21 protein-coding genes are annotated in these 22020 nt (G+C 57.5%); 15 read left to right on the plus strand and 6 right to left on the minus strand.

Annotated elements, in window-relative coordinates; translation table 11 throughout:
* The first annotated feature begins 48 nt into the window (after nt 1-48).
* Both ftsZ and lpxC read left to right on the plus strand, forming a co-directional pair.
* Nucleotides 49-1251 carry a cell division protein FtsZ gene (gene ftsZ / locus PMYSY11_RS05420; RefSeq protein WP_069897864.1) on the plus strand — a complete coding sequence of 401 codons (1203 nt, stop codon included), beginning with the start codon at nt 49-51 and terminating at the stop codon, nt 1249-1251.
* 112 nt (nt 1252-1363) lie between these two features.
* The gene (gene lpxC / locus PMYSY11_RS05425; RefSeq protein WP_069897863.1) at nt 1364-2275 is read left to right on the plus strand and encodes a UDP-3-O-acyl-N-acetylglucosamine deacetylase; all 912 of its coding nucleotides are present in this window, start codon (nt 1364-1366) and stop codon (nt 2273-2275) included.
* Between the two features lie 93 nt (nt 2276-2368).
* Here the strand turns inward: lpxC and PMYSY11_RS05430 are convergent, their stop codons facing one another.
* On the minus strand, nt 2369-2824 hold the full coding sequence (locus PMYSY11_RS05430) for a DUF721 domain-containing protein (protein ID WP_069897862.1): 456 nt from the start codon (nt 2822-2824) through the stop codon (nt 2369-2371).
* A 79-nt stretch (nt 2825-2903) separates the two neighbouring features.
* On the opposite strand from PMYSY11_RS05430, the gene PMYSY11_RS05435 reads away from it, so the two are divergent.
* The 6 genes from PMYSY11_RS05435 to PMYSY11_RS05460 all read left to right on the plus strand — a co-directional run bounded on the left by PMYSY11_RS05435 (nt 2904) and on the right by PMYSY11_RS05460 (nt 10722).
* Nucleotides 2904-3833: a M23 family metallopeptidase gene (locus tag PMYSY11_RS05435; RefSeq protein WP_150548524.1), complete on the plus strand. Its 930-nt coding sequence runs from the start codon at nt 2904-2906 to the stop codon at nt 3831-3833.
* A 118-nt stretch (nt 3834-3951) separates the two neighbouring features.
* Nucleotides 3952-6687: a preprotein translocase subunit SecA gene (gene secA / locus PMYSY11_RS05440; RefSeq protein ID WP_150548525.1), complete on the plus strand. Its 2736-nt coding sequence runs from the start codon at nt 3952-3954 to the stop codon at nt 6685-6687.
* 138 nt (nt 6688-6825) lie between these two features.
* Nucleotides 6826-8043, plus strand: coding sequence for a bifunctional glutamate N-acetyltransferase/amino-acid acetyltransferase ArgJ (gene argJ, locus PMYSY11_RS05445; RefSeq protein WP_090513062.1), 1218 nt, complete (start codon nt 6826-6828; stop codon nt 8041-8043).
* 101 nt (nt 8044-8144) lie between these two features.
* Complete coding sequence (locus PMYSY11_RS05450; protein WP_090513060.1) at nt 8145-8768, plus strand: glutathione S-transferase family protein; 624 nt, start codon at nt 8145-8147, stop codon at nt 8766-8768.
* A 3-nt stretch (nt 8769-8771) separates the two neighbouring features.
* Complete coding sequence (locus tag PMYSY11_RS05455; RefSeq protein WP_150548526.1) at nt 8772-9719, plus strand: Nudix family hydrolase; 948 nt, start codon at nt 8772-8774, stop codon at nt 9717-9719.
* A 67-nt stretch (nt 9720-9786) separates the two neighbouring features.
* On the plus strand, nt 9787-10722 hold the full coding sequence (locus PMYSY11_RS05460) for an AEC family transporter (protein ID WP_150548527.1): 936 nt from the start codon (nt 9787-9789) through the stop codon (nt 10720-10722).
* Here the strand turns inward: PMYSY11_RS05460 and PMYSY11_RS05465 are convergent.
* Complete coding sequence (locus PMYSY11_RS05465) at nt 10679-11431, minus strand: phosphatase PAP2 family protein (RefSeq protein ID WP_172970665.1); 753 nt, start codon at nt 11429-11431, stop codon at nt 10679-10681. The genes PMYSY11_RS05460 and PMYSY11_RS05465 overlap by 44 nt on opposite strands.
* Nucleotides 11432-11634: 203 nt before the next feature.
* On the opposite strand from PMYSY11_RS05465, the gene PMYSY11_RS05470 reads away from it, so the two are divergent.
* From PMYSY11_RS05470 to PMYSY11_RS05490, 5 genes are all read left to right on the plus strand, one after another.
* Nucleotides 11635-12318, plus strand: a complete 684-nt coding sequence (locus PMYSY11_RS05470) for a response regulator transcription factor (RefSeq protein WP_150548528.1) — start codon at nt 11635-11637, stop codon at nt 12316-12318.
* A complete protein-coding gene (locus PMYSY11_RS05475) occupies nt 12308-13576 on the plus strand; it encodes a sensor histidine kinase (protein ID WP_150548529.1) in 1269 nt (422 codons plus the stop codon). Before PMYSY11_RS05470 ends, PMYSY11_RS05475 begins: the two co-directional genes overlap by 11 nt.
* A gap of 126 nt (nt 13577-13702) precedes the next feature.
* Nucleotides 13703-14392, plus strand: a complete 690-nt coding sequence (locus PMYSY11_RS05480) for a class I SAM-dependent methyltransferase (RefSeq protein WP_150548530.1) — start codon at nt 13703-13705, stop codon at nt 14390-14392.
* 32 nt (nt 14393-14424) lie between these two features.
* A complete protein-coding gene (locus PMYSY11_RS05485) occupies nt 14425-14814 on the plus strand; it encodes a diacylglycerol kinase (RefSeq protein ID WP_150548531.1) in 390 nt (129 codons plus the stop codon).
* Nucleotides 14815-14892: 78 nt separating this feature from the next.
* Nucleotides 14893-15786 carry an RluA family pseudouridine synthase gene (locus PMYSY11_RS05490; protein ID WP_150548532.1) on the plus strand — a complete coding sequence of 298 codons (894 nt, stop codon included), beginning with the start codon at nt 14893-14895 and terminating at the stop codon, nt 15784-15786.
* Between the two features lie 19 nt (nt 15787-15805).
* Here the strand turns inward: PMYSY11_RS05490 and PMYSY11_RS05495 are convergent, their stop codons facing one another.
* The 4 genes from PMYSY11_RS05495 to PMYSY11_RS05510 all read right to left on the minus strand — a co-directional run bounded on the left by PMYSY11_RS05495 (nt 15806) and on the right by PMYSY11_RS05510 (nt 20406).
* Nucleotides 15806-16387 carry a cob(I)yrinic acid a,c-diamide adenosyltransferase gene (locus PMYSY11_RS05495; RefSeq protein ID WP_090513042.1) on the minus strand — a complete coding sequence of 194 codons (582 nt, stop codon included), beginning with the start codon at nt 16385-16387 and terminating at the stop codon, nt 15806-15808.
* A gap of 2 nt (nt 16388-16389) precedes the next feature.
* The gene (locus PMYSY11_RS05500; protein ID WP_090513039.1) at nt 16390-18408 is read right to left on the minus strand and encodes a sensor histidine kinase; all 2019 of its coding nucleotides are present in this window, start codon (nt 18406-18408) and stop codon (nt 16390-16392) included.
* Between the two features lie 46 nt (nt 18409-18454).
* Nucleotides 18455-19366: a putative 2-dehydropantoate 2-reductase gene (locus PMYSY11_RS05505; RefSeq protein WP_150548533.1), complete on the minus strand. Its 912-nt coding sequence runs from the start codon at nt 19364-19366 to the stop codon at nt 18455-18457.
* Between the two features lie 74 nt (nt 19367-19440).
* Entirely contained in the window at nt 19441-20406 is a 966-nt protein-coding gene (locus PMYSY11_RS05510; protein WP_150548534.1) for a GGDEF domain-containing response regulator, read from the minus strand.
* 149 nt (nt 20407-20555) lie between these two features.
* On the opposite strand from PMYSY11_RS05510, the gene PMYSY11_RS05515 reads away from it, so the two are divergent.
* On the plus strand, nt 20556-21035 hold the full coding sequence (locus PMYSY11_RS05515; protein ID WP_069897847.1) for a YajQ family cyclic di-GMP-binding protein: 480 nt from the start codon (nt 20556-20558) through the stop codon (nt 21033-21035).
* 156 nt (nt 21036-21191) lie between these two features.
* Entirely contained in the window at nt 21192-22019 is an 828-nt protein-coding gene (locus PMYSY11_RS05520) for a mechanosensitive ion channel family protein (RefSeq protein WP_069897846.1), read from the plus strand.
* The last annotated feature ends 1 nt before the right edge of the window (nt 22020 follow it).

Genomic DNA, 22020 nt, shown 5'->3' on the forward strand with positions numbered 1-22020 from the left:
CGCATCTGCAGTAGGCGTTACAACTAGAAAGTAAAAAGGAGAGGGAAAATGTTCGAACTCGTAGACAACATCCCGCAAACAGCGGTCATTAAAGTAATCGGTGTCGGCGGTGGCGGCGGTAACGCAGTCAACCACATGACGACTTGCAACATTGAAGGCGTTGAGTTCATCTGCGCCAACACTGACGCACAAGCCCTGAAGAACATTGGTGCGCGCACTGTTCTGCAACTGGGTACCGCTGTGACCAAAGGTCTGGGCGCTGGCGCCAATCCTGAAGTCGGCCGTCAGGCTGCAATGGAAGACCGCGAGCGTGTAGCTGAAGTCCTGCAAGGCTCCGACATGGTGTTCATCACCACGGGCATGGGCGGCGGTACCGGTACTGGTGCAGCGCCTGTAATTGCTCAGGTTGCCAAGGAAATGGGGATTCTGACCGTTGCCGTGGTAACGCGTCCGTTCCCGTTCGAAGGCCGTAAGCGTATGCAGATCGCTGACGAGGGTATTCGTGCCCTGTCTGAAAGCGTCGACTCGCTGATCACTATTCCTAACGAAAAACTGCTGACCATCCTCGGCAAAGACGCCAGCCTGCTGTCGGCATTCGCCAAGGCTGACGATGTTCTCGCCGGTGCCGTGCGCGGTATCTCCGATATCATCAAGCGCCCGGGCATGATCAACGTCGACTTCGCCGACGTTAAAACCGTCATGAGCGAAATGGGCATGGCGATGATGGGTACTGGTTGCGCAAGCGGCCCGAACCGCGCTCGCGAAGCCACTGAAGCGGCTATCCGCAACCCGCTGCTGGAAGATGTAAACCTGCAGGGCGCCCGTGGCATCCTGGTTAACATCACCGCCGGTCCTGACCTGTCGCTGGGTGAGTACTCCGACGTGGGTAACATCATCGAGCAGTTCGCATCCGAGCACGCGACCGTCAAGGTCGGTACCGTGATCGATCCGGACATGCGTGATGAGCTGCACGTCACCGTAGTGGCTACAGGTCTGGGTGCCAAGCTCGAGAAGCCGGTCAAGGTTATCGACAACACCGTTCAGGTCTCGACCGCTCCAGTGTCGAACAACGCTCAGACTCCAGCGCCTGCGCCGGTGCGTAATGAGCACACCGTCAACTACAAGGACTACGAGCGTCCGACCGTTCAGCGTCAGAGCCACAGCGGCGCGGCCACAGCCGCTAAGCTCAATCCTCAGGACGATCTGGACTATCTGGACATCCCGGCATTCCTGCGTCGTCAGGCCGATTAATGAAATGTATCAGGAGCATTGGGACGATTGGTGTTCAGCAAAGGCCGGTTCTGCTATTATCGCCGGCCATTGTTGAAAACAATTCGCAACTAGCGCTATAGCGGCCAAGCCCATGATTAAACAACGCACCCTGAAGAACATCATCCGCGCCACTGGCGTTGGCCTGCATTCCGGGGAGAAGGTATACCTGACCCTGAAGCCGGCACCTGTGGACACGGGTATCGTGTTCCGTCGTACCGACCTTGATCCCGTCGTGGAAATTGCCGCGAACGCGGACAACGTTGGTGAAACCACCATGTCGACCACGCTGGTCAACGGTGATGTCAAGGTGGATACGGTTGAGCATTTGCTTTCGGCCATGGCTGGCCTGGGCATCGATAACGCCTACGTCGAGCTCTCCGCATCCGAAGTGCCAATCATGGACGGCAGCGCGGGTCCATTTGTATTCCTGATTCAATCGGCGGGTTTGCAAGAGCAGGAAGCGGCTAAGAAGTTCATCCGCATCAAGCGCGAAGTGACTGTGGTCGAGGGCGACAAGCGCGCCACGTTCGTCCCGTTTGATGGTTTCAAAGTGAGCTTCGAGATCGATTTCGATCATCCGGTTTTCCGCAATCGTACGCAGTCGGCCAGTGTCGATTTTTCCAGCACATCTTTCGTCAAGGAAGTGAGCCGGGCTCGCACATTCGGTTTCATGCGTGACATCGAGTTCCTCCGTTCGCAGAACCTTGCGCTCGGTGGCAGCGTCGATAACGCCATTGTGGTGGATGAGTTTCGGGTACTTAACGAAGACGGCCTGCGTTATGAGGACGAATTCGTTAAGCATAAGATTCTCGATGCAATCGGTGATCTTTACCTGCTCGGTAACAGCTTGATTGGTGAGTTCCGTGGTTTCAAATCGGGTCACGCCCTGAACAATCGTCTGCTTCGCGCTTTGATCGAACAGACGGATGCCTGGGAAACTGTGACATTCGATGATGCCAGCAGCGCACCGATCTCCTACATGCGCCCGGTTGCGGCGGTGTAAGTAATAAACTCTCTTCTTTTTGTTTTCGGGGCCACCTTCGGGTGGCCTCTTTTTATTCGTCGCCAGCCAACGCCGGCAAGTGCCCCGATGGATTTATTCGGACGGGGTTACATGCTTGGCCAGGCGCTCTAATGCGGCTCGCAGTTTTGGATCGCTGATGCTATCGGCGGTTTCCTGGATGTTTTCTGCGGCGCTGGCCGATAAACAAAAAGTGCGACCGGGTACACGCCTTTCGGCAGTCGGTGGTTGCACCTTGAAGTGTATCTTGGTTAAGGTCGCGAACGCTTCGAGCGCCTGCAACTGTTTAAGCAGGCGTCGTTGCTGGTAACGCAGGCGGGTGGCCCAATGGCCATCGGTGACAATTAGCAACAGGCAGCCGTCACGCCACGATGCTATATGGCAGTGTTCACGGGCAGCTGGCTGTAACTGGCTCTCAACAAGTTGCTGCAGTTGATCAAGCTTCTGAGCTTGATGGAACAGCGCTTTGAGTGGCTTCACTTCACGCAGTAGCGCGGAAGTGGCCTTAGCCGGTAAAGGGCGAAACGTCATGGCTGAACGCCTTGAATTGTGAAGCCGTCATGGTAGCAGAATACCTGCTGCCAGCTTTGGCTTCACCAGAGGGGAAGTTGTGCAAATAATCTTATTAAGTCGGCGCCACGGCGCCGCTCGTACGGTGAGTCTGGACATGCGCTGGATGGCCTTGGGCCTGGCGATGTTTCTGGCTGTATCGTTGAGTATGGGGGCCGCATTTGCGACCTGGATCCATGCGCCGATAGACACCGCAATTCTGCAAACTGCCGAAGTCACTCAGGCGCTTGATGAACAACGTGCCGAGGTCGGTGAAGTGCGCGTCGATGCGCAGCGCCAACTGGATGCTTTCGCCGGCCACGTTGCCGAATTGCAGGCACGCCTGACGCGTCTGGATGCGCTGGGTGAGCGCTTGACCGAGTTGGCTGATCTGGACTCGAGCGAGTTCGATTTTTCGCTGAATGTGGGGCAGGGCGGGCCGGATGATGCTTTGCAGGAATCGGCCTACGCACCGCCATCATTCATGAGCACACTGGACGATCTGGCCTTGCAGCTCGACAGCCGCGAAAGCCAGTTGCAGGTGCTTGAGCAACTGCTGGCTGAACGTCGTCTCAGCGAGTCTGAATACCTCGCCGGTCAGCCGGTTTTGCAGGGCTATGTGTCATCCCATTATGGCCGCCGTACAGACCCGTTGACCGGGCGCTCCAGCGTGCACAAAGGAGTCGATTTCGCTGCCAAGGCAGGCAGCCCGGTAGTGGCTGTGGCCGCAGGGGTTGTGACCTTTTCCGGAGTCAAAAGAGGCTACGGCAATGTGGTCGAAATCAGCCATGCCGATGGTTACACAACCTTGTACGGGCACAATCGTCGTAATATGGTGCAGGTCGGGGATCTGGTCAAACGTGGCCAAACTATCGCTCAGGTAGGCAGCACAGGACGCTCCACTGGGTATCATGTGCACTTCGAAGTAACCAGTAAAGGTCGAGTGGTCAACCCCACCACTTACATCGCGCGAGTGAGCGAAGAACAATAACGCTACTTTCCTGATTGCCTTTTCCGAGTAGAATGCCTCCTTCGCAAGCAGCCTTCAGGGCTGCATGGGCGACTGTAGGGCCGCCCTCCATCCATACGTGTGGGAAGAACCTGTCGATATGTTTGCGCCTTTGTTAAAGAAACTCTTTGGAAGCAAGAACGAGCGTGAAGTTAAGCGCATGCTCAAGACGGTGCAGACCGTCAATGCCTTCGAGGAGCAAATCCTTGCACTCTCGGATGAGCAACTACGTGCCAAAACAGATGAGTTCAAAGCCCGTTTAGCCAAAGGCGAGACGCTTGATCAGCTGTTGCCTGAAGCGTTTGCTGTAGCCCGTGAGGCCGGTAAGCGTGTAATGGGTATGCGCCACTTTGACGTGCAGTTAGTGGGCGGTATGGCCCTGCACGAAGGCAAAATCGCTGAGATGCGCACCGGTGAGGGTAAAACCCTGGTGGCAACCCTGGCGGTATACCTCAATGCATTGTCTGGCAAAGGCGTGCATGTTGTTACGGTAAACGACTATCTTGCCCGTCGTGACGCCAACTGGATGCGCCCGTTGTATGAATTCCTCGGCATGAGCGTTGGCATCGTCACGCCTTTCATGCCGCCGGAAGAGAAGCGCAGCGCCTATGCTGCCGACATCACCTACGGTACCAACAACGAATTCGGTTTCGATTACCTGCGCGACAACATGGCGTTCAGTCTGGACGAGAAATTCCAGCGCGAACTAAACTTCGCGGTAATCGACGAAGTCGACTCAATTCTGATCGATGAGGCGCGTACGCCGCTGATCATCTCGGGTCAGGCCGAAGACAGCTCCAAACTCTACAGCGAAATCAACCGCCTGATTCCGACCCTCAAGCAGCACATCGAGGTAGAAGAGGGCGTGGTTACTCAGGAAGGTCACTACAAGGTCGACGAGAAAACCCGTCAGGTCGAGCTCAACGAGCAGGGCCACCAGTTCATCGAGGACATGCTCACTCAGGCCGGCTTGCTGGCTGAAGGTGAAAGCCTCTATTCGGCGCACAACCTGGGCTTGCTGACTCACGTTTATGCGGGCCTGCGTGCTCACACGCTGTTCCAGCGTAACGTTGAATACATTGTGCAGGATGGTCAGGTTCTGCTGATCGACGAACACACCGGCCGGACCATGCCGGGCCGTCGTTTGTCCGAAGGCCTGCATCAGGCGATCGAAGCGAAGGAAGGCCTGAACATTCAGGCAGAGAGCCAGACACTGGCCTCGACCACCTTCCAGAACTACTTCCGTCTGTACAGCAAGTTGTCCGGCATGACCGGTACAGCTGACACCGAAGCATTCGAATTCCACCAGATCTACGGTCTGGAAGTGATGGTTATTCCGACCAACCGTGCGTTGGCGCGTAAAGATTTCAACGACCTGGTCTATCTGACCCAGGACGAGAAATACGCCGCCATCATTGCCGACATCAAAGAGTGTCAGGCGCAGGGTCGTCCGATTCTGGTCGGTACTGCCACCATCGAAACCTCTGAACACGTTTCCCGCCTGCTCGACAAGGAAGGTATGGAGCACAAGGTGCTCAACGCCAAATTCCACGAGAAGGAAGCTGAAATTATTGCTCAGGCCGGTCGTCCTGGCGCACTGACCATTGCCACCAACATGGCCGGTCGTGGTACCGACATCCTGTTGGGCGGTAACTGGGAAGTTGAAGTGGCTGCACTTGAGAACCCGACGCCTGAACAGGTTGCTCAGGTCAAGAGTGACTGGCAGAAGCGTCACCAGCAGGTGATCGAGTCGGGCGGCTTGCATGTGATCGCTTCCGAACGTCACGAGTCGCGTCGTATCGACAACCAGTTGCGCGGTCGTGCTGGCCGTCAGGGTGACCCGGGTTCGAGCCGCTTCTACCTGTCGCTGGAAGACAGCCTGATGCGCATCTTTGCCTCCGACCGCGTGAAGAACTTCATGAAGGCCCTCGGCATGCAGTCAGGCGAGGCCATCGAGCACCGCATGGTGACCAACGCTATCGAGAAAGCTCAGCGTAAGGTTGAAGGCCGCAACTTCGACATGCGTAAGCAATTGCTCGAGTTCGACGACGTTTCCAACGAACAGCGTAAAGTGATTTATCACATGCGTAACACGTTGCTGGCGTCCGACGACATTGGCGAGACCATTGCCGAGTTCCGCAAGGAAGTCCTCGACAGCACCATCAACGAGCATATCCCGCCGCAGTCACTGCCAGAGCAGTGGAACATCAGTGGTCTGGAAGATGCGTTGTCGACTGCTTTCAGCATTCAGTTGCCGATTCAGCAGTGGCTCGATGATGACCATCAGCTGTACGAAGAGACCCTGCGCGAGCGCATCCTGACTGAAATCGTTAATGCCTATAACGAGAAAGAAGATATGGCCAGTGCCGACGCACTGCGTACCTTCGAGAAGCAGATTCTGCTGCGCGTTCTGGACGACCTGTGGAAAGATCACCTGTCAACCATGGATCACCTGCGTCACGGTATTCACCTGCGCGGCTATGCGCAGAAAAACCCGAAGCAGGAATACAAGCGCGAGTCTTTCGCCCTGTTCCAGGAACTGCTCGATTCGATCAAGCGCGATACCATTCGTGTGCTGTCACATGTTCAGGTTCGCCGCGAAGATCCGGCCGAAGAGGAAGCGCGTCTGCGCGCCGAAGCCGAAGCCATGGCTGAGCGCATGCAGTTCCAGCACGCTGAAGCTTCTGCCCTGAATCAGCCGCAAGCTGAAGCCGAAGAAGCTGAAGTAGCGGTGGCAGTTGCCCCGGCGCGTACCGAGCAGAAAATCGGTCGTAACGAGGCGTGCCCGTGCGGTTCCGGTAAAAAGTACAAGCATTGCCATGGCCAGGTGAACTAAGCAGGCGATAAGCACGCTTCAGCGTTTATCATTGCTAGCCCGGCTATATACGCCGCGAACGGTTTACCGCTCGCGGCGTTTTACCATCCTCTGTGCGCTAGCCTGCGGCTGGCGCGTGTCTCGATAAGGAGCGCTTTCATGGCTGTAGGTCTTGGCCCGTTGTCTACTCTGCACCCGGTTGCAGGATTCGAACTTGGTATTGCCAGTGCGGGCATCAAGCGCGTCGGGCGCAAAGATGTAGTGGTCATGCGCTGCGCTGAAGGCTCCAGCGTTGCCGGGGTCTTTACCCTGAATGCGTTCTGCGCCGCACCGGTGATTCTGGCCAAGAAGAGGGTGTTGGGTAATGTGCGCTATCTGCTCACCAATACCGGCAATGCCAACGCTGGCACGGGTGAGCCGGGCCTCGCCAACGCCGAGCGTACCTGCGCCAAGCTGGCCGAATTGAGCGGTGTTGAGGAAAGCGCGGTATTGCCATTCTCCACCGGTGTCATTGGCGAGCCATTGCCAGTCGAGAAAATCGAAGGCGCGTTGCAGGCCGCTATCGACAACCTCAGCGAACACAACTGGGCGCAGGCTGCCGAAGGCATCATGACCACCGATACGCTGCCCAAGGGCGCGAGCCGTCAGTTCGAGCATGATGGCGTGACCATTACGGTAACGGGGATCAGCAAGGGCGCGGGCATGATCAAGCCGAACATGGCGACCATGCTTGGTTACATCGCAACCGATGCCAAAGTCAGCCAGGGCGTGTTGCAAGACCTGCTGCGCGATGCTGCGAACAAGTCGTTCAATCGCATCACCATTGATGGCGACACCTCGACCAATGATTGCTGCATGTTGATTGCCACCGGCAAAGCTGCGCTGCCGGAAGTGACTCAGGCCAGCGGCACGCTGTTCACTGCCTTGAAAAAAGCTGTGTTCGAAGTGTGCATGGAAGTGGCGCAGGCTATCGTGCGTGACGGTGAAGGTGCGACCAAGTTCGTGACCGTGGCCGTTAATGGCGGCGCCACCCATCAGGAATGCCTGGACGTGGGTTACGCGGTGGCGCATTCGCCGCTGATCAAGACCGCACTGTTTGCCTCTGACCCGAACTGGGGCCGGATTCTGGCCGCTGTCGGCCGGGCTGGCGTGGCGCAACTGGATGTCAGCAAGATTGATGTGTTCCTCGGTGATGTGTGCATCGCCAGCCGTGGTTGCCGTGCGGCGAGTTACACCGAAGAGCAGGGCAGCGCCGTAATGGCGCAGGAAGAGATCACCATCCGCATCGAGCTGGGTCGTGGCACCTGCAGCGAAACTATCTGGACCACTGACTTGTCGCATGAGTACGTTAAGATCAACGCGGAATATCGCACCTGAGTCGGTGCTTTACTGCCACGGTTGATATTGTTGTTTTCAAATGACAAATTCAGGGACGCTTCGGCGTCCCTGTCTTTTGCAACCTGACCAAGGAACACCTCATGTCTCTGCAATTGGTGATTGGTGACAAGCGTTATTCGTCGTGGTCGCTGCGTGCGGCGCTGGCCCTGGAACTCACAGGCGCGCCTTACACAGAGCAACTGATTCTGCTCAATCGTCCCGACACCCAGGCGCTGATCCTCAAGCACTCACCCACCGCCAAAGTGCCGCTGCTGAAGACCGCAGATGGCCCGGTGTGGGATTCACTGGCAATTGCCGAGTATCTGGCTGAGTCTTATCCACAGGCGCACTTGTGGCCGCGTGAGCGTTATGCCCGGGCGCGTGCCCGCAGTGCTTGCGCCGAGATGCACAGCGCCTTCGTCGCACTGCGTACGCACATGCCGATGGACTTGCAGCGCAATGAAGCCTTGGCCGAGGTGCCGGAAGCGGTACGCGCCGACATTCAGCGGGTGTGTAACCTGTGGCTGGAGTGCCGCGAGCTGTTCGGGGCGGAGGGGCCTTATCTGTTCGGCAGCGTGAGCCTGGTCGATGCCTTCTTTGCGCCAGTGGCTTGCCGGTTGCGCAGCTATAAAGTCGAGCTGCCAGCGGTGGCCGAGGATTATGTAAACACCATCTATCAATGGCCGGCATTTCAGAAGTGGTATCAGGCCGCGCTAGAGGAGTAACGCTTGAAACGCATACACGTGGCGGCTGCGGTGATACGCGGTGCAGACGGCCGGATTCTGATTGCCAAACGCGCCGATACCCAGCATCAGGGCGGTTTGTGGGAGTTCCCGGGCGGCAAGGTCGAGGGCTCTGAAACCGTGCGTGAAGCACTGGTGCGCGAGCTGCAGGAAGAGCTGGCGATCAGCGTAATCAAGGCTCAGCCGCTGATACAGGTGCAGCACGATTATCCTGATAAGCACGTACTGCTGGATGTCTGGGAAGTCAGTGAGTTTAGCGGCGAGCCGCATGGCGCCGAAGGGCAGCCGCTGGCGTGGGTCAGTGCCAGGCAACTGTCCGAGTATGAGTTTCCGCAGGCCAATCAGCCGATCGTCGCGGCCGCGCGTTTGCCGGAGCAATACCTGATTACTCCGCAGGACTTGTCGGCCAGTGAGCTGCTTAATGGCATTCACCGGGCGGTCAGTCAGGGCGCTGGTTTGTTGCAGCTGCGCGCGCCGGCGATGTTTGATCCCGAATACCGTACGCTCGCACTGGACGCGATTGGCCTCTGCGCCGGGCGCGCACAGGTCATGCTTAAAGGCCCACTCGAATGGCTTAGCGATTTCCCGGCGGCGGGCTGGCATCTGACCAGCAAGCAACTGACTGAGCTGGCTGGTGGCGAGCGCCCGATTCAGGCCTCGCGCTGGCTGGCAGCCTCTTGCCATTCCTTGGCTGAGCTTGAGATGGCTGCGCAACTAGGCGTCGATTTCGTGACCTTGTCTCCGCTGGCGGCGACGCAGACTCATCCCGAGGCCCAGCCTCTGGGCTGGACGCTGTGCGAGCAATGGATCAAACAAACAAATCTGCCGGTATTTCTGTTGGGTGGCGTCGGCCCGGATGACGCCGCACAAGCCCGTAAGATGGGTGCGCAGGGTGTCGCGGGGATTCGCGCATTCTGGCCTGTGGCGTTATAAGCAGGCGATTGACTTGGGGTGCTGTGATGTTGCGCAGTGCTGAATGGATGTTGGCAATGGCGATTTTATGGCATCAGTACTTAGCGTAATCCTGCCGGTTTTTGCGCTCATCTTGCTCGGTTTTATTTGTCGGCGGCTGGAGTTGCTTGGGCCGACGGCAGCCTCCGAAATCAACCGCATGGTGGTCTGGCTGTGCCTGCCAGCCATGCTCTTCAATGCCACGGCGTCAGCCAGTTGGGCGCACTTCTGGGAGCCGGGCTTTATTGCGGCCTACACCGCGGGCACCATCGCTGTCTTCTTGATTACGCTCATCTGGCGCTGGCGCGTACACAAGAGTCTGGCCGATGCCAGTATCCAAGGCCTCAGCGCCTCTTATGCGAACACTGGGTACATGGGAATTCCCCTGTGCATACTGGTGTTTGGCGATGCGGGTTTGCAGCCGGCACTGATTTCCAGCCTGATCGTAATCTGCGTGCTGTTTGCGCTGGCCGTGGTGTGCATCGAAGTGGCACTGCAAAGCGAGCCCAGCCTGTTTAATGCGGTGCGCAAAGTGGCGTTGGCCTTGTTGAAGAATCCACTGGTGGTTTCGCCCTTGCTCGGTGGCGTCTGGGCCGCCAGTGGTTTTAGCGTTGCGCTGCCGGCGCAGCGTGTGCTGGATTTGCTCGCCGCGGCAACAGCGCCGTGTGCGCTGATTTCGCTGGGGTTGTTTCTCGCCCACAAACAGGTTGGCCGCAGCGATGGCAGCTTACCGCTGGTTGCGCTGAAGCTGGTCGTACATCCGTTTCTGGTGTGGCTGCTGGCCTATCAGATACTCGATCTGCCGCCACTCTGGGCGCATTCGGCGTTACTGCTGAGCGCGCTGCCAACTGGAACCGGGCCCTTCATGCTGGCCGAGTATTACCAGCGCGACGCGGCGGTGGTGTCGCGCAGTATTTTGTTCTCCACACTGGGCTCGCTGGTCACTCTGTCGCTGTGTCTGTACGTAATCCAGTTGCATCCTTGAGTGGTGCTTTCGCCAGCGCCGGTCGGTAAAGGATCAGGTAGTAAGTACTCAAGCTGATCAGCCAACAGATCAATAACGTCCAGACGTTATGCGAGAGGAAGTGCGCCCCTTGCAGCATGCGCCCCACCGAGAAAATCGTGCCCACCGCGAGCACGCCAATTAACGCGGCCTTGGCGGCGCGAGGGCGACGGTCGCGCCAGACGAAAAACAATGCCAGCCAGGAAAACCCGGTGCTGGCATGACCGCCCGGCCAGCAGCGCCCCGGCTTGTCGTTATCGGCCCGGCTGCTGAGCAGTGGCGTATGGGTTTGGCTTCCGCCGAACTCGGTAATGCTCCACGGGCAGGGCACATTGGTCAGCGCCTTGAGAGGTGTGATGACACTGGTCGAAAGCGCAACCGCAAGCACCACGTAACTCAGAGGGCGCCGCCAGTGTTTCAGCTTTGGCCTGAACTGGCAGGTGATCAGCGCGGCGATGGTGAGCAGACCGCAAACGATAATCAGCTGCTTGGCGTAGTCGTGCAGGACATCCTCAAGGAAAAAACTGTGGCCACCGATAAAGCCCGTTTGCGGGCTGTACATTAGGTGCGCAATCGCCAGATCCAGCGGGCTGGGATCAACGCACAGCATCAGCGCCATCAACCCGAGCGGGATGGCATAGGCCAAACGAAAGTTGAATGGGCGTGGAATTGGCGGCAGCGTTTTGAGCATCAGCTCGAACCTTCTTGAACGGTCTCAGTCTGATGCGAAGTTTTAATCATGGGCTGTGAGTGCACTGTTATGCGGTTGTGAAGAAATCGTCAACGTCATTACTTGGCTGTGGATGCGCTGTTGGTGTTTTGACATGACGACTATTCGCCAGCCATCAGATGCCAGTATATTGATCGCTAATTTTGCAAGCCGAGGGCAGGTGTATGCGTATTCTGGTAGTCGAAGATAACAAGGATATTCTGGCTAATGTCCTCGATTTTCTTGCACTCAAGGGTTACACCGTCGACTGTGCACAGGATGGTTTGGGCGGCATGCATCTGGCCGTTACCGAGCAATATGATCTGATCGTGCTGGATGTGATGCTGCCCGGAATGGATGGTTTCCAGATTTGCCAACGGCTGCGTGAAGATGCCCGGCTGGAGACTCCGATCATCATGCTCACCGCCCGCGATACGCTGGACGATCGCCTGCAGGGCCTAGGTGTTGGTGCCGACGATTATCTGGTTAAGCCGTTTGCATTGTCCGAATTGGTTGCCCGTATCGAAGCCGTACTGCGGCGCACGCAGGGCAGCCGCAAGCGCAAGATGCAGGTAGCTGATCTGGTTTACGATCTCGACACGCTGTATATCACCCGCGCTGGCCAGCCGATCAAGCTCAATCCGCTGGGGCTTAAACTGCTCGCCGTGTTGATGCAGAAAAGCCCGGCTGTGGTCCGTCGTGAAACCCTTGAAGAAGCGCTTTGGGGCGATGATTGCCCAGACAGCGACAGCCTGAGAAGCCACATCCATCAACTGCGTCAGGTGCTCGACAAACCGTTCGATGTGCCATTGCTGCATACCATTCACGGCGTGGGTTATCGCTTGGCGGAGTCGCCCAATGGTGTCTAAACAACCCCTGATCCGGCGCATTGTCATCGCCTTTGTGCTGATGACAGTTGTGGTCAGCGGAATCTTCTCGGTGAGTATTGTCGCCACCGTGCACTTTGTTGAAGGGCATCTGGTGCCGCTGGAGCTCGATGGCGAACTGGATAACGTATTGGCGCCCGAGAATCAGGGCGTGTTGCGCCCGCGTCTGGATGGACGCACCCAGCTTTATGCAACCGGGCACGGCGCCGCATTTGCAATTCCGCCATTGTTTGCCAACGTCGAAACCGGCTACTCCGAAGTGACTGATGGTGATCATGCTTACTATGTGATGCGCCGCACCGTTGACGGGCAAGACTACATTCTGGTGCAGGAGCAGCACGAATTTGAAGAGCGCGAGGTGTTGCTCTACAAGATCGTTCTGAGTGGCTTCGTGTTGAGTGTCCTGGCGGCGTGGGGGCTTGGTTTAATGCTGGCCCGTCGGGTGATGGCGCCGGTAATTCGCCTGGCCAACCAAGTGCGCCACCGCGATCAACTGCATCCGCTGGCACCAGCGTTGGCGCCAGATTATCCGGATGATGAAGTCGGGCGTTTAGCCGCCTCATTCGACGGCACACTGGGTCAGTTGCGCGGCACGCTGGAGCGTGAGCAGTTGTTCACCAGTGATGTCAGCCATGAATTGCGCACGCCGCTGATGATCATCTCGACCTCGTGCGAGTTGCTTACTGTGAGCAACAATCTCAATGCCCGCCAGCAAGAACAGGTCCAGCGTATTCGTCGGGCCAGTGAAGATATGCGTGACTTGGTGGAAACCTTCCTGATTCTGGCGCGGCGTAAAACCGATAAACAGGTGCCTGGCGGTGAAGCAACGCTGATCGGTGTTGCGCAGGAACAGATCCAGCAATGGGCGCCGGCGATTGAGGAGAAGGGGTTGAAACTCAGCCTGATCGAGGAGGCGCCTGATGACGGCCAATACAATTTGTCATTCTTGCGAACGGTTATCTCCAACCTGTTACGCAACGCCATGCATTATACCGATCAGGGCGAGATTCGCCTGATTACCGGTAAGCATGGCTTTCGTGTCGAGGATTCCGGCATCGGCATCCCTGAGGAGCTGCATGAATCCGTATTTCAGCCATTTGTGCGGGTTAACCAGCAGCGTGGCGAAGGCCTGGGCTTGGGGCTGTCGCTGGTAAAAAGGGTGTGCGCGCATCAGGGCTGGCAGGTCTCGGTGCATGACGGCGAGGCGGGCGGTACCGTGTTTGAAGTTAAACTGGCCTAAGGTTTCAGGGTTCATAAAACCTTAACCTAAGGCTGTTTCACGGAATTTTCTCATTGTCTTAACAGCCGTTTGATGCGCTTGCCCATAGTCTGCCTGTTACCAAAATCATTAACAGGGCAGGCTGCTGTGGCATCGAAGAACGTCGAACTTGATTTGTCGCCCAGCTATGACGCGGATCAGGATCGCGGGCTTCCAGTACAGGAACAGGCTGGCCTCGTTCGTCGGTTGTCGTTGTGGCGCGGGCAGAAGCTGGCGCGCAAAGCACTGCAACTGGCGGGTGAGCCGAATCTGGTGCTTGATTTTCCAACGCTGAAAGGCCGTTATTGGCCTTTGTTGGCGCATTTGCCGACCCGCGTCGTGCTTGCTGCAGATAGCGGCGAGCCGGACATAAGCCAGCTTATTGCGCGCTACCCGCGCTCGATTACCGAGCGGATCCAACCGCTTGCCGCCACCATGACCAGCATCCCGCTGGATGCCAACGCGGTCGACAGCATTTTCTGCATGCGCTTTATGCAGCAGCAACTGATCGATCCCGCCCAGCGCACGCAGATTCTCAACGAGTTTCACCGGGTCACGCGAGACACGTTAATCATCTCGCTGTGGGTCGACGGTAACTACAAGTCCTGGAAGCGTAGGCGTCTGGAAGCCAGGCGGGCGGCGTTAGGCCAGTCCCGCGTGCGATCAGGGCGCAGTGTGGTTGCGCGCAGTGTAATTGAAAGTGAGTTCAAATCTGTCGGTTTCAATATTCTCGGCAGCTTCGATTTTCTCCCCGGCTACGCCATGTGGCGCGTTTACATCTTGCGCAAAAGCCACTGAGTGCGAGCAATTTGATAGTTAGGAAGGCACGGATGAATACGCAATCTCTGGCTGGCAATGCGAGCGAACTGAAAGGCCGCACCGGTATCCGGCGCATTTTCCAGGCCGCTGGTTATTCATGGGCCGGCTTGAAAGCTGCATTTTTCGGGGAGGCGGCGTTTCGGCAGTTGCTGCTGCTCAGCGTGCTGCTGATCCCCGTTGCGTTGTGCCTGGATGTAAGCCGGGTTGAGCGCGCAATGCTGGTTCTGGTGTGCCTGTTGTCATTGATCGTCGAGTTGATCAATTCGGCAATCGAGGCCACGGTAGACCGCATCTCGCTTGAGCTGCACCCGCTGTCCAAACAGGCCAAAGATCTGGGCAGCGCCGCCCAGTTTGTCGCCATGAGCATTATTGCCGTGACCTGGGCGCTGATCTTGCTCTGATTGCAGCGCAGCTGCGCTTTGACGTAGGCCGCCCGCTGCGGCCTAATGCGTGTCTGTCCGACTCGCTGATTGTTACTTATGTCTGTAAATGCCCGCTCTGCCTCCAATATGCGTCCCAGCACGGTTCACCTGCCGCAAGGCAACTGGCTCACCGTGCTCGATTGTCTGTGCGCGCATTTTCCGGCCATCAGCCGTGATATCTGGCTCGATCGCATGGCGCGCGGGCGGGTGCTGAATGCCGATGGCTCGCTTGTCACAGAGACTCAGCCGTATCAGCCTGCGTTGCGCGTGCATTACTTTCGTGAGGTGCCGAGCGAGATTGTGATCCCTTTCGAGGAGTCGATCCTGTTTCAGGATGAGCATTTACTGGTCGCCGACAAACCGCATTTTCTGCCGGTGATGCCATCCGGCGGTTATGTCGAGCAAACCTTGCAGGCGCGTCTGTGCAAGCGTGTTGGCAGTGCTGATCTGGTGCCACTGCACCGCATCGACCGACACACTGCCGGGCTGGTGCTGTTCTCAACCAACCCGCAAACCCGTGGCCAGTATCAGGCGTTATTCCGCGAGCGGCAGATGTTCAAACGCTATGAAGCGCTGGCGCCGGCGCTGCCTGAACTGGAGTTTCCGCTGGTGCGCAAAACCCGTTTCGGGCCGGGTGAGCCGTTCTTTCGAATGCGCGAAGTGGCGGGCGAGGCGAACACCGAGACGCGGATCGAGGTTGCCGAGAAAATGGGTGAAATCTGGCGCTATGCGTTGTACCCGGTGACCGGCAAAAAGCACCAGTTGCGCGTGCATCTGGCCAGTCTGGGCGCGCCGATCTGCAACGACCCGTTCTATCCGGTTGTGACTGGCGCTCCCGACGATCCGGACGATTACTCAATCCCCTTGAAGCTGCTGGCCAAAGGGCTTGGTTTCAGCGATCCGGTGACCGGCGAGCAACGCCAGTTCGAAAGCCGCCTGACGCTCGATTAGGGCGGCTAAGCCTTTAGCGTTACGCGTCCTGTTTGCGGGCTTCCTGCCACAGAACTTCGGCGACGTTCTGGCGCTTGGCGATAATCCGCGCTGCGACGAACAGCAGGTCAGACAAACGATTGATATACGCCAGGCCTTCTTCGCGCAGCGGCTCCTCGCTGTTCAAATGCTGACAGCGGCGTTCTGCTGCGCGCGCCAGGCTGCGGCAAATATGCGCCTGAGCAACCAGCTTTGAGCCGCCCGGCAGGATGAAATTCTGCAGTGGTCCCAGCTCTTCATTCCATACATCAATCGCCTGCTCAAGTCGTGCGATTTCACTGCTGTGCAGCGCCTGATATTCAGGCATGGCCAATTCGCCGCCGAGGTCGAACAGGCGATGCTGACACGGGCTCAGCACCTCGATAACCTCGCTCAAACCGGCGTGCTGGGCCTGCGCCTCGGCGAGTTCTGCCAGCAGCAGGCCCAGATGACTGTTGAATGTGTCGATCTCGCCCATGGCCTCAACACGCGGATGCGCTTTGGAAACCCGGCGCCCTCCGGCCAGCCCGGTTTCACCTTTGTCGCCGGTGCGGGTGTAAATCTTCGAAAGTCGGAAACCCATGGTTATTGATCCTTGTGCGGCATGGCGGCAGTCAGTGGCAAGCGCAGAGTGAAGCAGGTGCCTTGGTCTTCGGCGGACTGAACTTCCATCTGGCCTTTGTGATTGTTGGTGATGATGAAGTATGAAACCGACAGGCCAAGGCCAGTGCCTTCGCCCACTTCCTTGGTAGTGAAGAACGGATCGAAAATGCGCTTGCGCACAGCCTCGGGCATGCCGACGCCGTTGTCTTCAACAATGATTTCAGCCCACGGCGGGCTGAGTCGCGTGCGCAGGCAGATCTTGCCAGGTGCGCTGTCATCTTCACGCTGATGGATGGCCTGTGCGGCGTTCTTCAACAGGTTCAGAAGCACCTGTTCAAGCTCGTTGGCGGTAGCGGGCACCGGGCCTAAATGCGGGTCGAAGTCGCGCTCGATAATCAGGCTCTTGAAGTCGAAACTGTCGGTCAGATCGAAGTCGTTGCCGGCAATCTCCAGCGCCTGATCAATCAACCCGGGCAGCAAGCATGGCGCCAGCAGGCGATTGCTCAGGCGGCTGAAACTCAGCATATGGCTGACAATCCGTGCGGCGCGGCTGCCTGCCTGTTGAATACCGTCGAGCAACTGCGGCACTTCGCGGGCTTGCAGGTATTGGTCGATCACTTCCAGACGAATCCCGATCAGCTCGGCTTGTTGGTTGTTCTTTTCCAGCTCCGGAGACAGGCGTCTGCGGATGTTCTGCACGTTGTGCAAAATAGCTCCCAGCGGGTTGTTGATCTCGTGCGCCATTCCTGCCGCGAGGCCGCCCACCGAGAGCATTTTCTCTGACTGAACCATCATTTCTTCTAGGCTCAGGCGCTGGGTAATGTCGTCTATGCGGATCACCACGCCACGGCCGCCTCCGCCCACCAGCGGGTAGAAGGTCAGGGCGTAATGGTGCGGCTCCTGATTCCGGTTCCAGGTCACCCTGTCGACTTTTTCGACCTGCTGTTTCTCGACGGTTTGGGTCAGTTGCGCCATGAAGGGCTTTAGCGGCGGGAAGGCCAGAAATATCGGCTGGTTGAGTGCTTCATTAATCGAGGTGCCGGAGAGCGCACTGGCTTCCTGATTCCACTGAGTGACATAGAACTGCTCGTCGAGCGCGATCAGCGCCGACGGCATGGAATCGATAATGTTGTTCAGGTAGTTCTGAAAGCCGGTGAGTTTTTTCTCGATCTTGCTGCGCACCTGCACTTCGAGTTCCAGTTTGCGGTTCGAGTGGCGCGTCTCTTCCGCCAGATTGTGCGCCTGATCGAAGGCCGACTGGGCATCGTCGCGTGCCCGTTTGAGCTGATCTTCGCGGGCCTCGATACGAGAAAGCATGGTGTTGAATGCATTGGCCAGGCTGCCGATCTCATCCTGATTGCCAGGGCGGGCGCGCAACGCATAGTTCTCCTCGCGGGTTACCTGCCGCGACAGCTCTTCGAGGCGGCGGATCGGCTTGGTCACCAGTCGGCGGATCTGCCGGGCAATCAACAGCCAGAGAATCACGCTGACCATTAAAATGGCCACGCTGGCCGTCAGGGTGCCGGTGTAGAACTCGCCCGGCAGTTCGCTGGAGGCGACCAGCAGCAAGTAGCCCGGGCGTCCGCCGGGCTGCGGCAGTTCGGTGAGCAGGTTGGTACGAAACTCGGTCAGTCGCCACGATTCAAGTTGATTGACGTGCAATGGCAGCTCTAATTTATCGCCGCGCTGCAATTGCGCCAGGCTTACGCCATTGCTGTCATAAATCACCGCCGCGCGCAGCGGCTCATAACCATCCAGGCGTTTGAGCAGTGACTCGGCGGCTGCCGCTGTGGTCAGCGCCTGATGACTGAGGGCGGGGCTGGCGATCAGTTTGCCGAGTGTATGCAGGGCCTGCGGCGCCATGCTCTGTTGCGAAATCCAGTAGGCGGCACTGATAAACGCCAGATTGGCGGTAATCAATACAGTGGCCAGCAGGATTAGCAGGGCGGCGAGCAGTTTGCGCCCAACCGGCAGGTTTTCGAGGCGTTGACGCAATGTCATGGGTTAACCGTCGCCAAATCAAGATGAATGCAGGGTAACGTGCCGGTCATCGGCTGGGCAATCCTCGGGCCTCAAGCGCCTGCACCAATTGTGCATGCACCGCTTCGAGGTGCGGCAGCGCAAGGTTCAAGCGCTGCGCAGCGGTGCAGGCATAACCGCTTATATAGCTGATCTCGGTGCGGCGGCCGTGGCTGACGTCCTGATGCATCGAGGAGTAATTCTGCGCCGTGGCGCGGATCACCTGCAGCACCTGCTGGTGCAGATCTTGCGCCGCATCTGCCTGATCGCAGGCAGTCAACAATGTGCTCAGTTCGTTGCACAGCGCCATGACCTGTTGCGGGTATTGCTCAAGGCCGCCATTGCGGCAGTCATGCAGCACAGTCAGCGGATTGATCGCGCAGTTCAGGGCCAGTTTGCGCCAGAGCCTGGTGTTGATGTCTGTGCTCCAGCTATGGGCGATGCCGCTGGCCGCGAGTTCCGATAGCCAGTCGGGCGGCGTCTGCTCAAGCGGATCACCCAGCCAGTTCTGGCCCTGCCCGGCGAAGACCGCTTCGAAGTCGTTCTGGCGAAAGGCGCCCTCGGTGCTGGACGCCAGAATGCAGCGTGCGGGCGCCACTCTGGCGGACACGCCGCTCTGGCTGCCAAGACCGTTCTGCAAAAGGATAAGCTCGGCATCAGCGGTTAACCGCGACTCAATCTGGGCGACTGCCGCTTCGGCGTCGTAAGCCTTGCAGGCGACCAGCAGGCGACTGATCGGTTGGCTGTGATCGCAGGTTTGTGCGGCGACGGGGTAGTGCGAGCGCTGGCCATTTTCAATCAGGCTAAGCCCGCCCGCTTGCAGATAGGCGTCGAGGCGCTGCTGATTACGCATCAGCAGCGTGACAGGCAGGCCCGCCCGCGCCAGTCGCGCAGCCCACAAACAGCCCAGGCTGCCTGCGCCAAGTACATGCCAGGTCATGGCCGGCTCCTTGATGAAGTGCAAAGCGTCCAGTTTATGGCCTTGGCGCCTTGCAATACAGCTTCAGTGCCGGCTTAGCCTCTCTCAGACATGCGCGTAGCGGTTACCCGGCCCGATACGTAAGCCTCGGGCAGTAACTGGCTGGCGCGCTGGCGAATATCTTCGGGCGCGACCGGCAAGCTCTTGTTGTCCATGCCGACCAGAGAAATCCCTGATTTGAGCGTCACATAACCTGTGCTGGTTTTGAACGCTTTGAGGTTGATGCCTTCATGCAGGCGCTTGAAACTGCTCGGCGAGCACTCCTGCAAGTTGCTGAGCACGGTGATCAGCACAAAGTGGTTGTCGTCGAGACGACCCAGTGTGTCGAGCGGGCGCACCAGTTGCTGGAGCCTGCGGGCAACCGCATGCATCAATTCGTTGAACAGGGCATCGCCATGCTGCTGTCTTAATTGCCCGGCATCCTCCAGGCCGATCAGCAGGTAGCACAATGCGCCGCCACGTGATTCGACCTGACGCAGGCTGTCGTTCAATTTCTGGTTCAGGTAGCGGTTATTGCCCAACCCCGTGAGTGGATCAATCACGTTGAGGTGTTCCAGCGTATGGACATTGCTGGTGAGCATCTGATTCTGCCGGAGCAAGCGCTGCAAGGTGTTGCACAGGCGATCCGCCGCATAGATGCGCGGTATCAGTTGCTCGGCCATCTGGGTTTTGCTGATGTAGTCGTCCACGCCACGATCAAAGGCTTCGGCCAGAATATTGTCGCCTTCCTTGCCTGTGAGCAGAATCACGTAGGTGTAATGGTCGGTGGCTTCATCCAGTTGGCGGATTTTTCCGGTCAACTCAAGGCCGTCCATTTTCGGCATCAGCCAATCGGCGAGGATAACGCTGGCAGGGCGTTCTTCTAGTTGAGCCAGTGCTTGGGCTGCGCTTGCGGCAAAACGAATATCTTTATAGCCGGCTTGGCTTAACGTTTTGCCGATGAGTGCGCTGGAGAATTTGGCGTCATCCACCACCATAATGCTTAGATGTGGCGTTGGCATTGGGTCAAACTCACATAATTGGACTCAGGCGTTGGTCAACGACGGGCAGATTTGCTCGCAGGCACTATATAATGGCATGGTTTTAAGACCGTCAAGCTGAGTGGCTTGCTTCCGTGAAGTGAGTCGCGGCATTTATCAGGAGAATGAATATGCCATCGTTCGACGTGGTGTCCGAACTGGACAAACACGAAGTCACCAACGCCGTCGACAATGCGATCAAAGATCTCGATCGTCGTTATGACCTCCGTGGCAAAGGCAGTTTTGAGCTGAAAGAGCTGACTGTCAATTTGACAGCTGAGGCGGATTTCCAGCTTGAGGCCATGCTTGAAATTCTCAAAATGGCCCTGGTCAAGCGCAAGATCGACGTGCAGTGCCTTGAGATCAAGGATGCCTATGCGTCCGGTAAACAGGTTAAGCAGGAAGTCATTCTGCGCGAAGGCATCGACAAGGAGCTGGCGAAGAAGATCGTCGCGCACCTCAAAGAAGCCAAGCTGAAAGTTCAGGCGGCGATTCAGGGTGAGCAAGTTCGGGTCACCGGCAAGAAGCGCGACGACTTGCAGGAGGCGATTGCCAATCTGCGCGCCAAAGAGTTTGAAATGCCGCTGCAATTCAACAACTTCCGCGATTAGTCCGATCAAATTGAACCCTGATGGCATAATGACGTCGTACATCAGAGTCATACTTTATCGCCATGGCATGCCATGGCGATTGCATTTTACAAGCACGCTTTAAAACCAACCCTGCCGGCAGGCGGTGTTGTTTGCTTTGTGTAGAAGGAGAGACGAATGGATATGAGTGTCGATCAGATCATCAAGATGTCAGAAAGCTGGATGCCGATCATTTTGAGTTACGGCAGCAAGCTGCTTCTGGCATTGATCACCCTGGTTATCGGTTGGTGGTTAATTGGTGTATTGCTGCGCAAAGTAACCAAGGTTCTGGAAGCCCGTAAATTTGACCGCGCACTGAATGGTTTTATTGGCAGTCTGGCCAATATCATCCTGAAAACCCTGCTGCTGGTCAGTGTGGCTTCGATGGTCGGGGTCGAAACAACGTCCTTCATCGCGGTGATCGGTGCCGCCGGTCTGGCCATTGGCCTGGCCCTGCAAGGCAGCCTCGCCAATTTCGCGGGCGGTGTGCTGATCATGTTGTTCCGCCCGTTTCGTGCGGGTGACTGGATTGAAGGGCAGGGCGTTTCGGGCTCCGTCGATACCATTCAGATCTTCCACACGACCCTGAAAACCGCCGATAACAAAGTGGTTATCGTGCCTAACGGGATTCTCTCGAACGGCCACATTACCAACTACTCGCGTGAGGCCACTCGCCGTGTCGATATCAATGTGGGGATCGACTATTCCAGCGATATCAAGGTTGCCCGTGATGTGCTGATGCAGATCGCCAAGGATCCGCGCGTGCTGACCAACCCAGCGCCAGTGGTCTACGTGACCGGCCTGGGCGACAGCGCTGTGAATATGTCGCTGCGTATCTGGGTGGCGACCGGTGATTTCTGGCCGGTGACTTTCGAGTTCACTGAGCAGACCAAGATCAAGCTCACCGAAGCGGGCGTAGGCATTCCGTTCCCGCAGCGTGTTATGCACATGGCCAAGTCAGAGTAAG

The organism is Pseudomonas marincola (assembly GCF_900682675.2).
Lineage (GTDB): Bacteria > Pseudomonadota > Gammaproteobacteria > Pseudomonadales > Pseudomonadaceae > Aquipseudomonas > Aquipseudomonas marincola.

Bases quoted from the DNA above. Each gene is read 5' to 3' on its own strand.
- PMYSY11_RS05465 (WP_172970665.1), bottom strand. From the start codon at position 11,431: ATGCTCAAAACGCTGCCGCCAATTCCACGCCCATTCAACTTTCGTTTG.
- PMYSY11_RS05500 (WP_090513039.1), bottom strand. From the start codon at position 18,408: ATGACATTGCGTCAACGCCTCGAAAACCTGCCGGTTGGGCGCAAACTG.
- PMYSY11_RS05470 (WP_150548528.1), top strand. From the start codon at position 11,635: ATGCGTATTCTGGTAGTCGAAGATAACAAGGATATTCTGGCTAATGTC.
- ftsZ (WP_069897864.1), top strand. From the start codon at position 49: ATGTTCGAACTCGTAGACAACATCCCGCAAACAGCGGTCATTAAAGTA.
- lpxC (WP_069897863.1), top strand. From the start codon at position 1,364: ATGATTAAACAACGCACCCTGAAGAACATCATCCGCGCCACTGGCGTT.
- PMYSY11_RS05510 (WP_150548534.1), bottom strand. From the start codon at position 20,406: ATGCCAACGCCACATCTAAGCATTATGGTGGTGGATGACGCCAAATTC.
- PMYSY11_RS05475 (WP_150548529.1), top strand. From the start codon at position 12,308: ATGGTGTCTAAACAACCCCTGATCCGGCGCATTGTCATCGCCTTTGTG.
- secA (WP_150548525.1), top strand. From the start codon at position 3,952: ATGTTTGCGCCTTTGTTAAAGAAACTCTTTGGAAGCAAGAACGAGCGT.
- PMYSY11_RS05450 (WP_090513060.1), top strand. From the start codon at position 8,145: ATGTCTCTGCAATTGGTGATTGGTGACAAGCGTTATTCGTCGTGGTCG.
- PMYSY11_RS05505 (WP_150548533.1), bottom strand. From the start codon at position 19,366: ATGACCTGGCATGTACTTGGCGCAGGCAGCCTGGGCTGTTTGTGGGCT.
- PMYSY11_RS05460 (WP_150548527.1), top strand. From the start codon at position 9,787: ATGGCATCAGTACTTAGCGTAATCCTGCCGGTTTTTGCGCTCATCTTG.
- PMYSY11_RS05495 (WP_090513042.1), bottom strand. From the start codon at position 16,387: ATGGGTTTCCGACTTTCGAAGATTTACACCCGCACCGGCGACAAAGGT.
- PMYSY11_RS05485 (WP_150548531.1), top strand. From the start codon at position 14,425: ATGAATACGCAATCTCTGGCTGGCAATGCGAGCGAACTGAAAGGCCGC.
- PMYSY11_RS05490 (WP_150548532.1), top strand. From the start codon at position 14,893: ATGTCTGTAAATGCCCGCTCTGCCTCCAATATGCGTCCCAGCACGGTT.
- argJ (WP_090513062.1), top strand. From the start codon at position 6,826: ATGGCTGTAGGTCTTGGCCCGTTGTCTACTCTGCACCCGGTTGCAGGA.
- PMYSY11_RS05515 (WP_069897847.1), top strand. From the start codon at position 20,556: ATGCCATCGTTCGACGTGGTGTCCGAACTGGACAAACACGAAGTCACC.
- PMYSY11_RS05520 (WP_069897846.1), top strand. From the start codon at position 21,192: ATGGATATGAGTGTCGATCAGATCATCAAGATGTCAGAAAGCTGGATG.
- PMYSY11_RS05430 (WP_069897862.1), bottom strand. From the start codon at position 2,824: ATGACGTTTCGCCCTTTACCGGCTAAGGCCACTTCCGCGCTACTGCGT.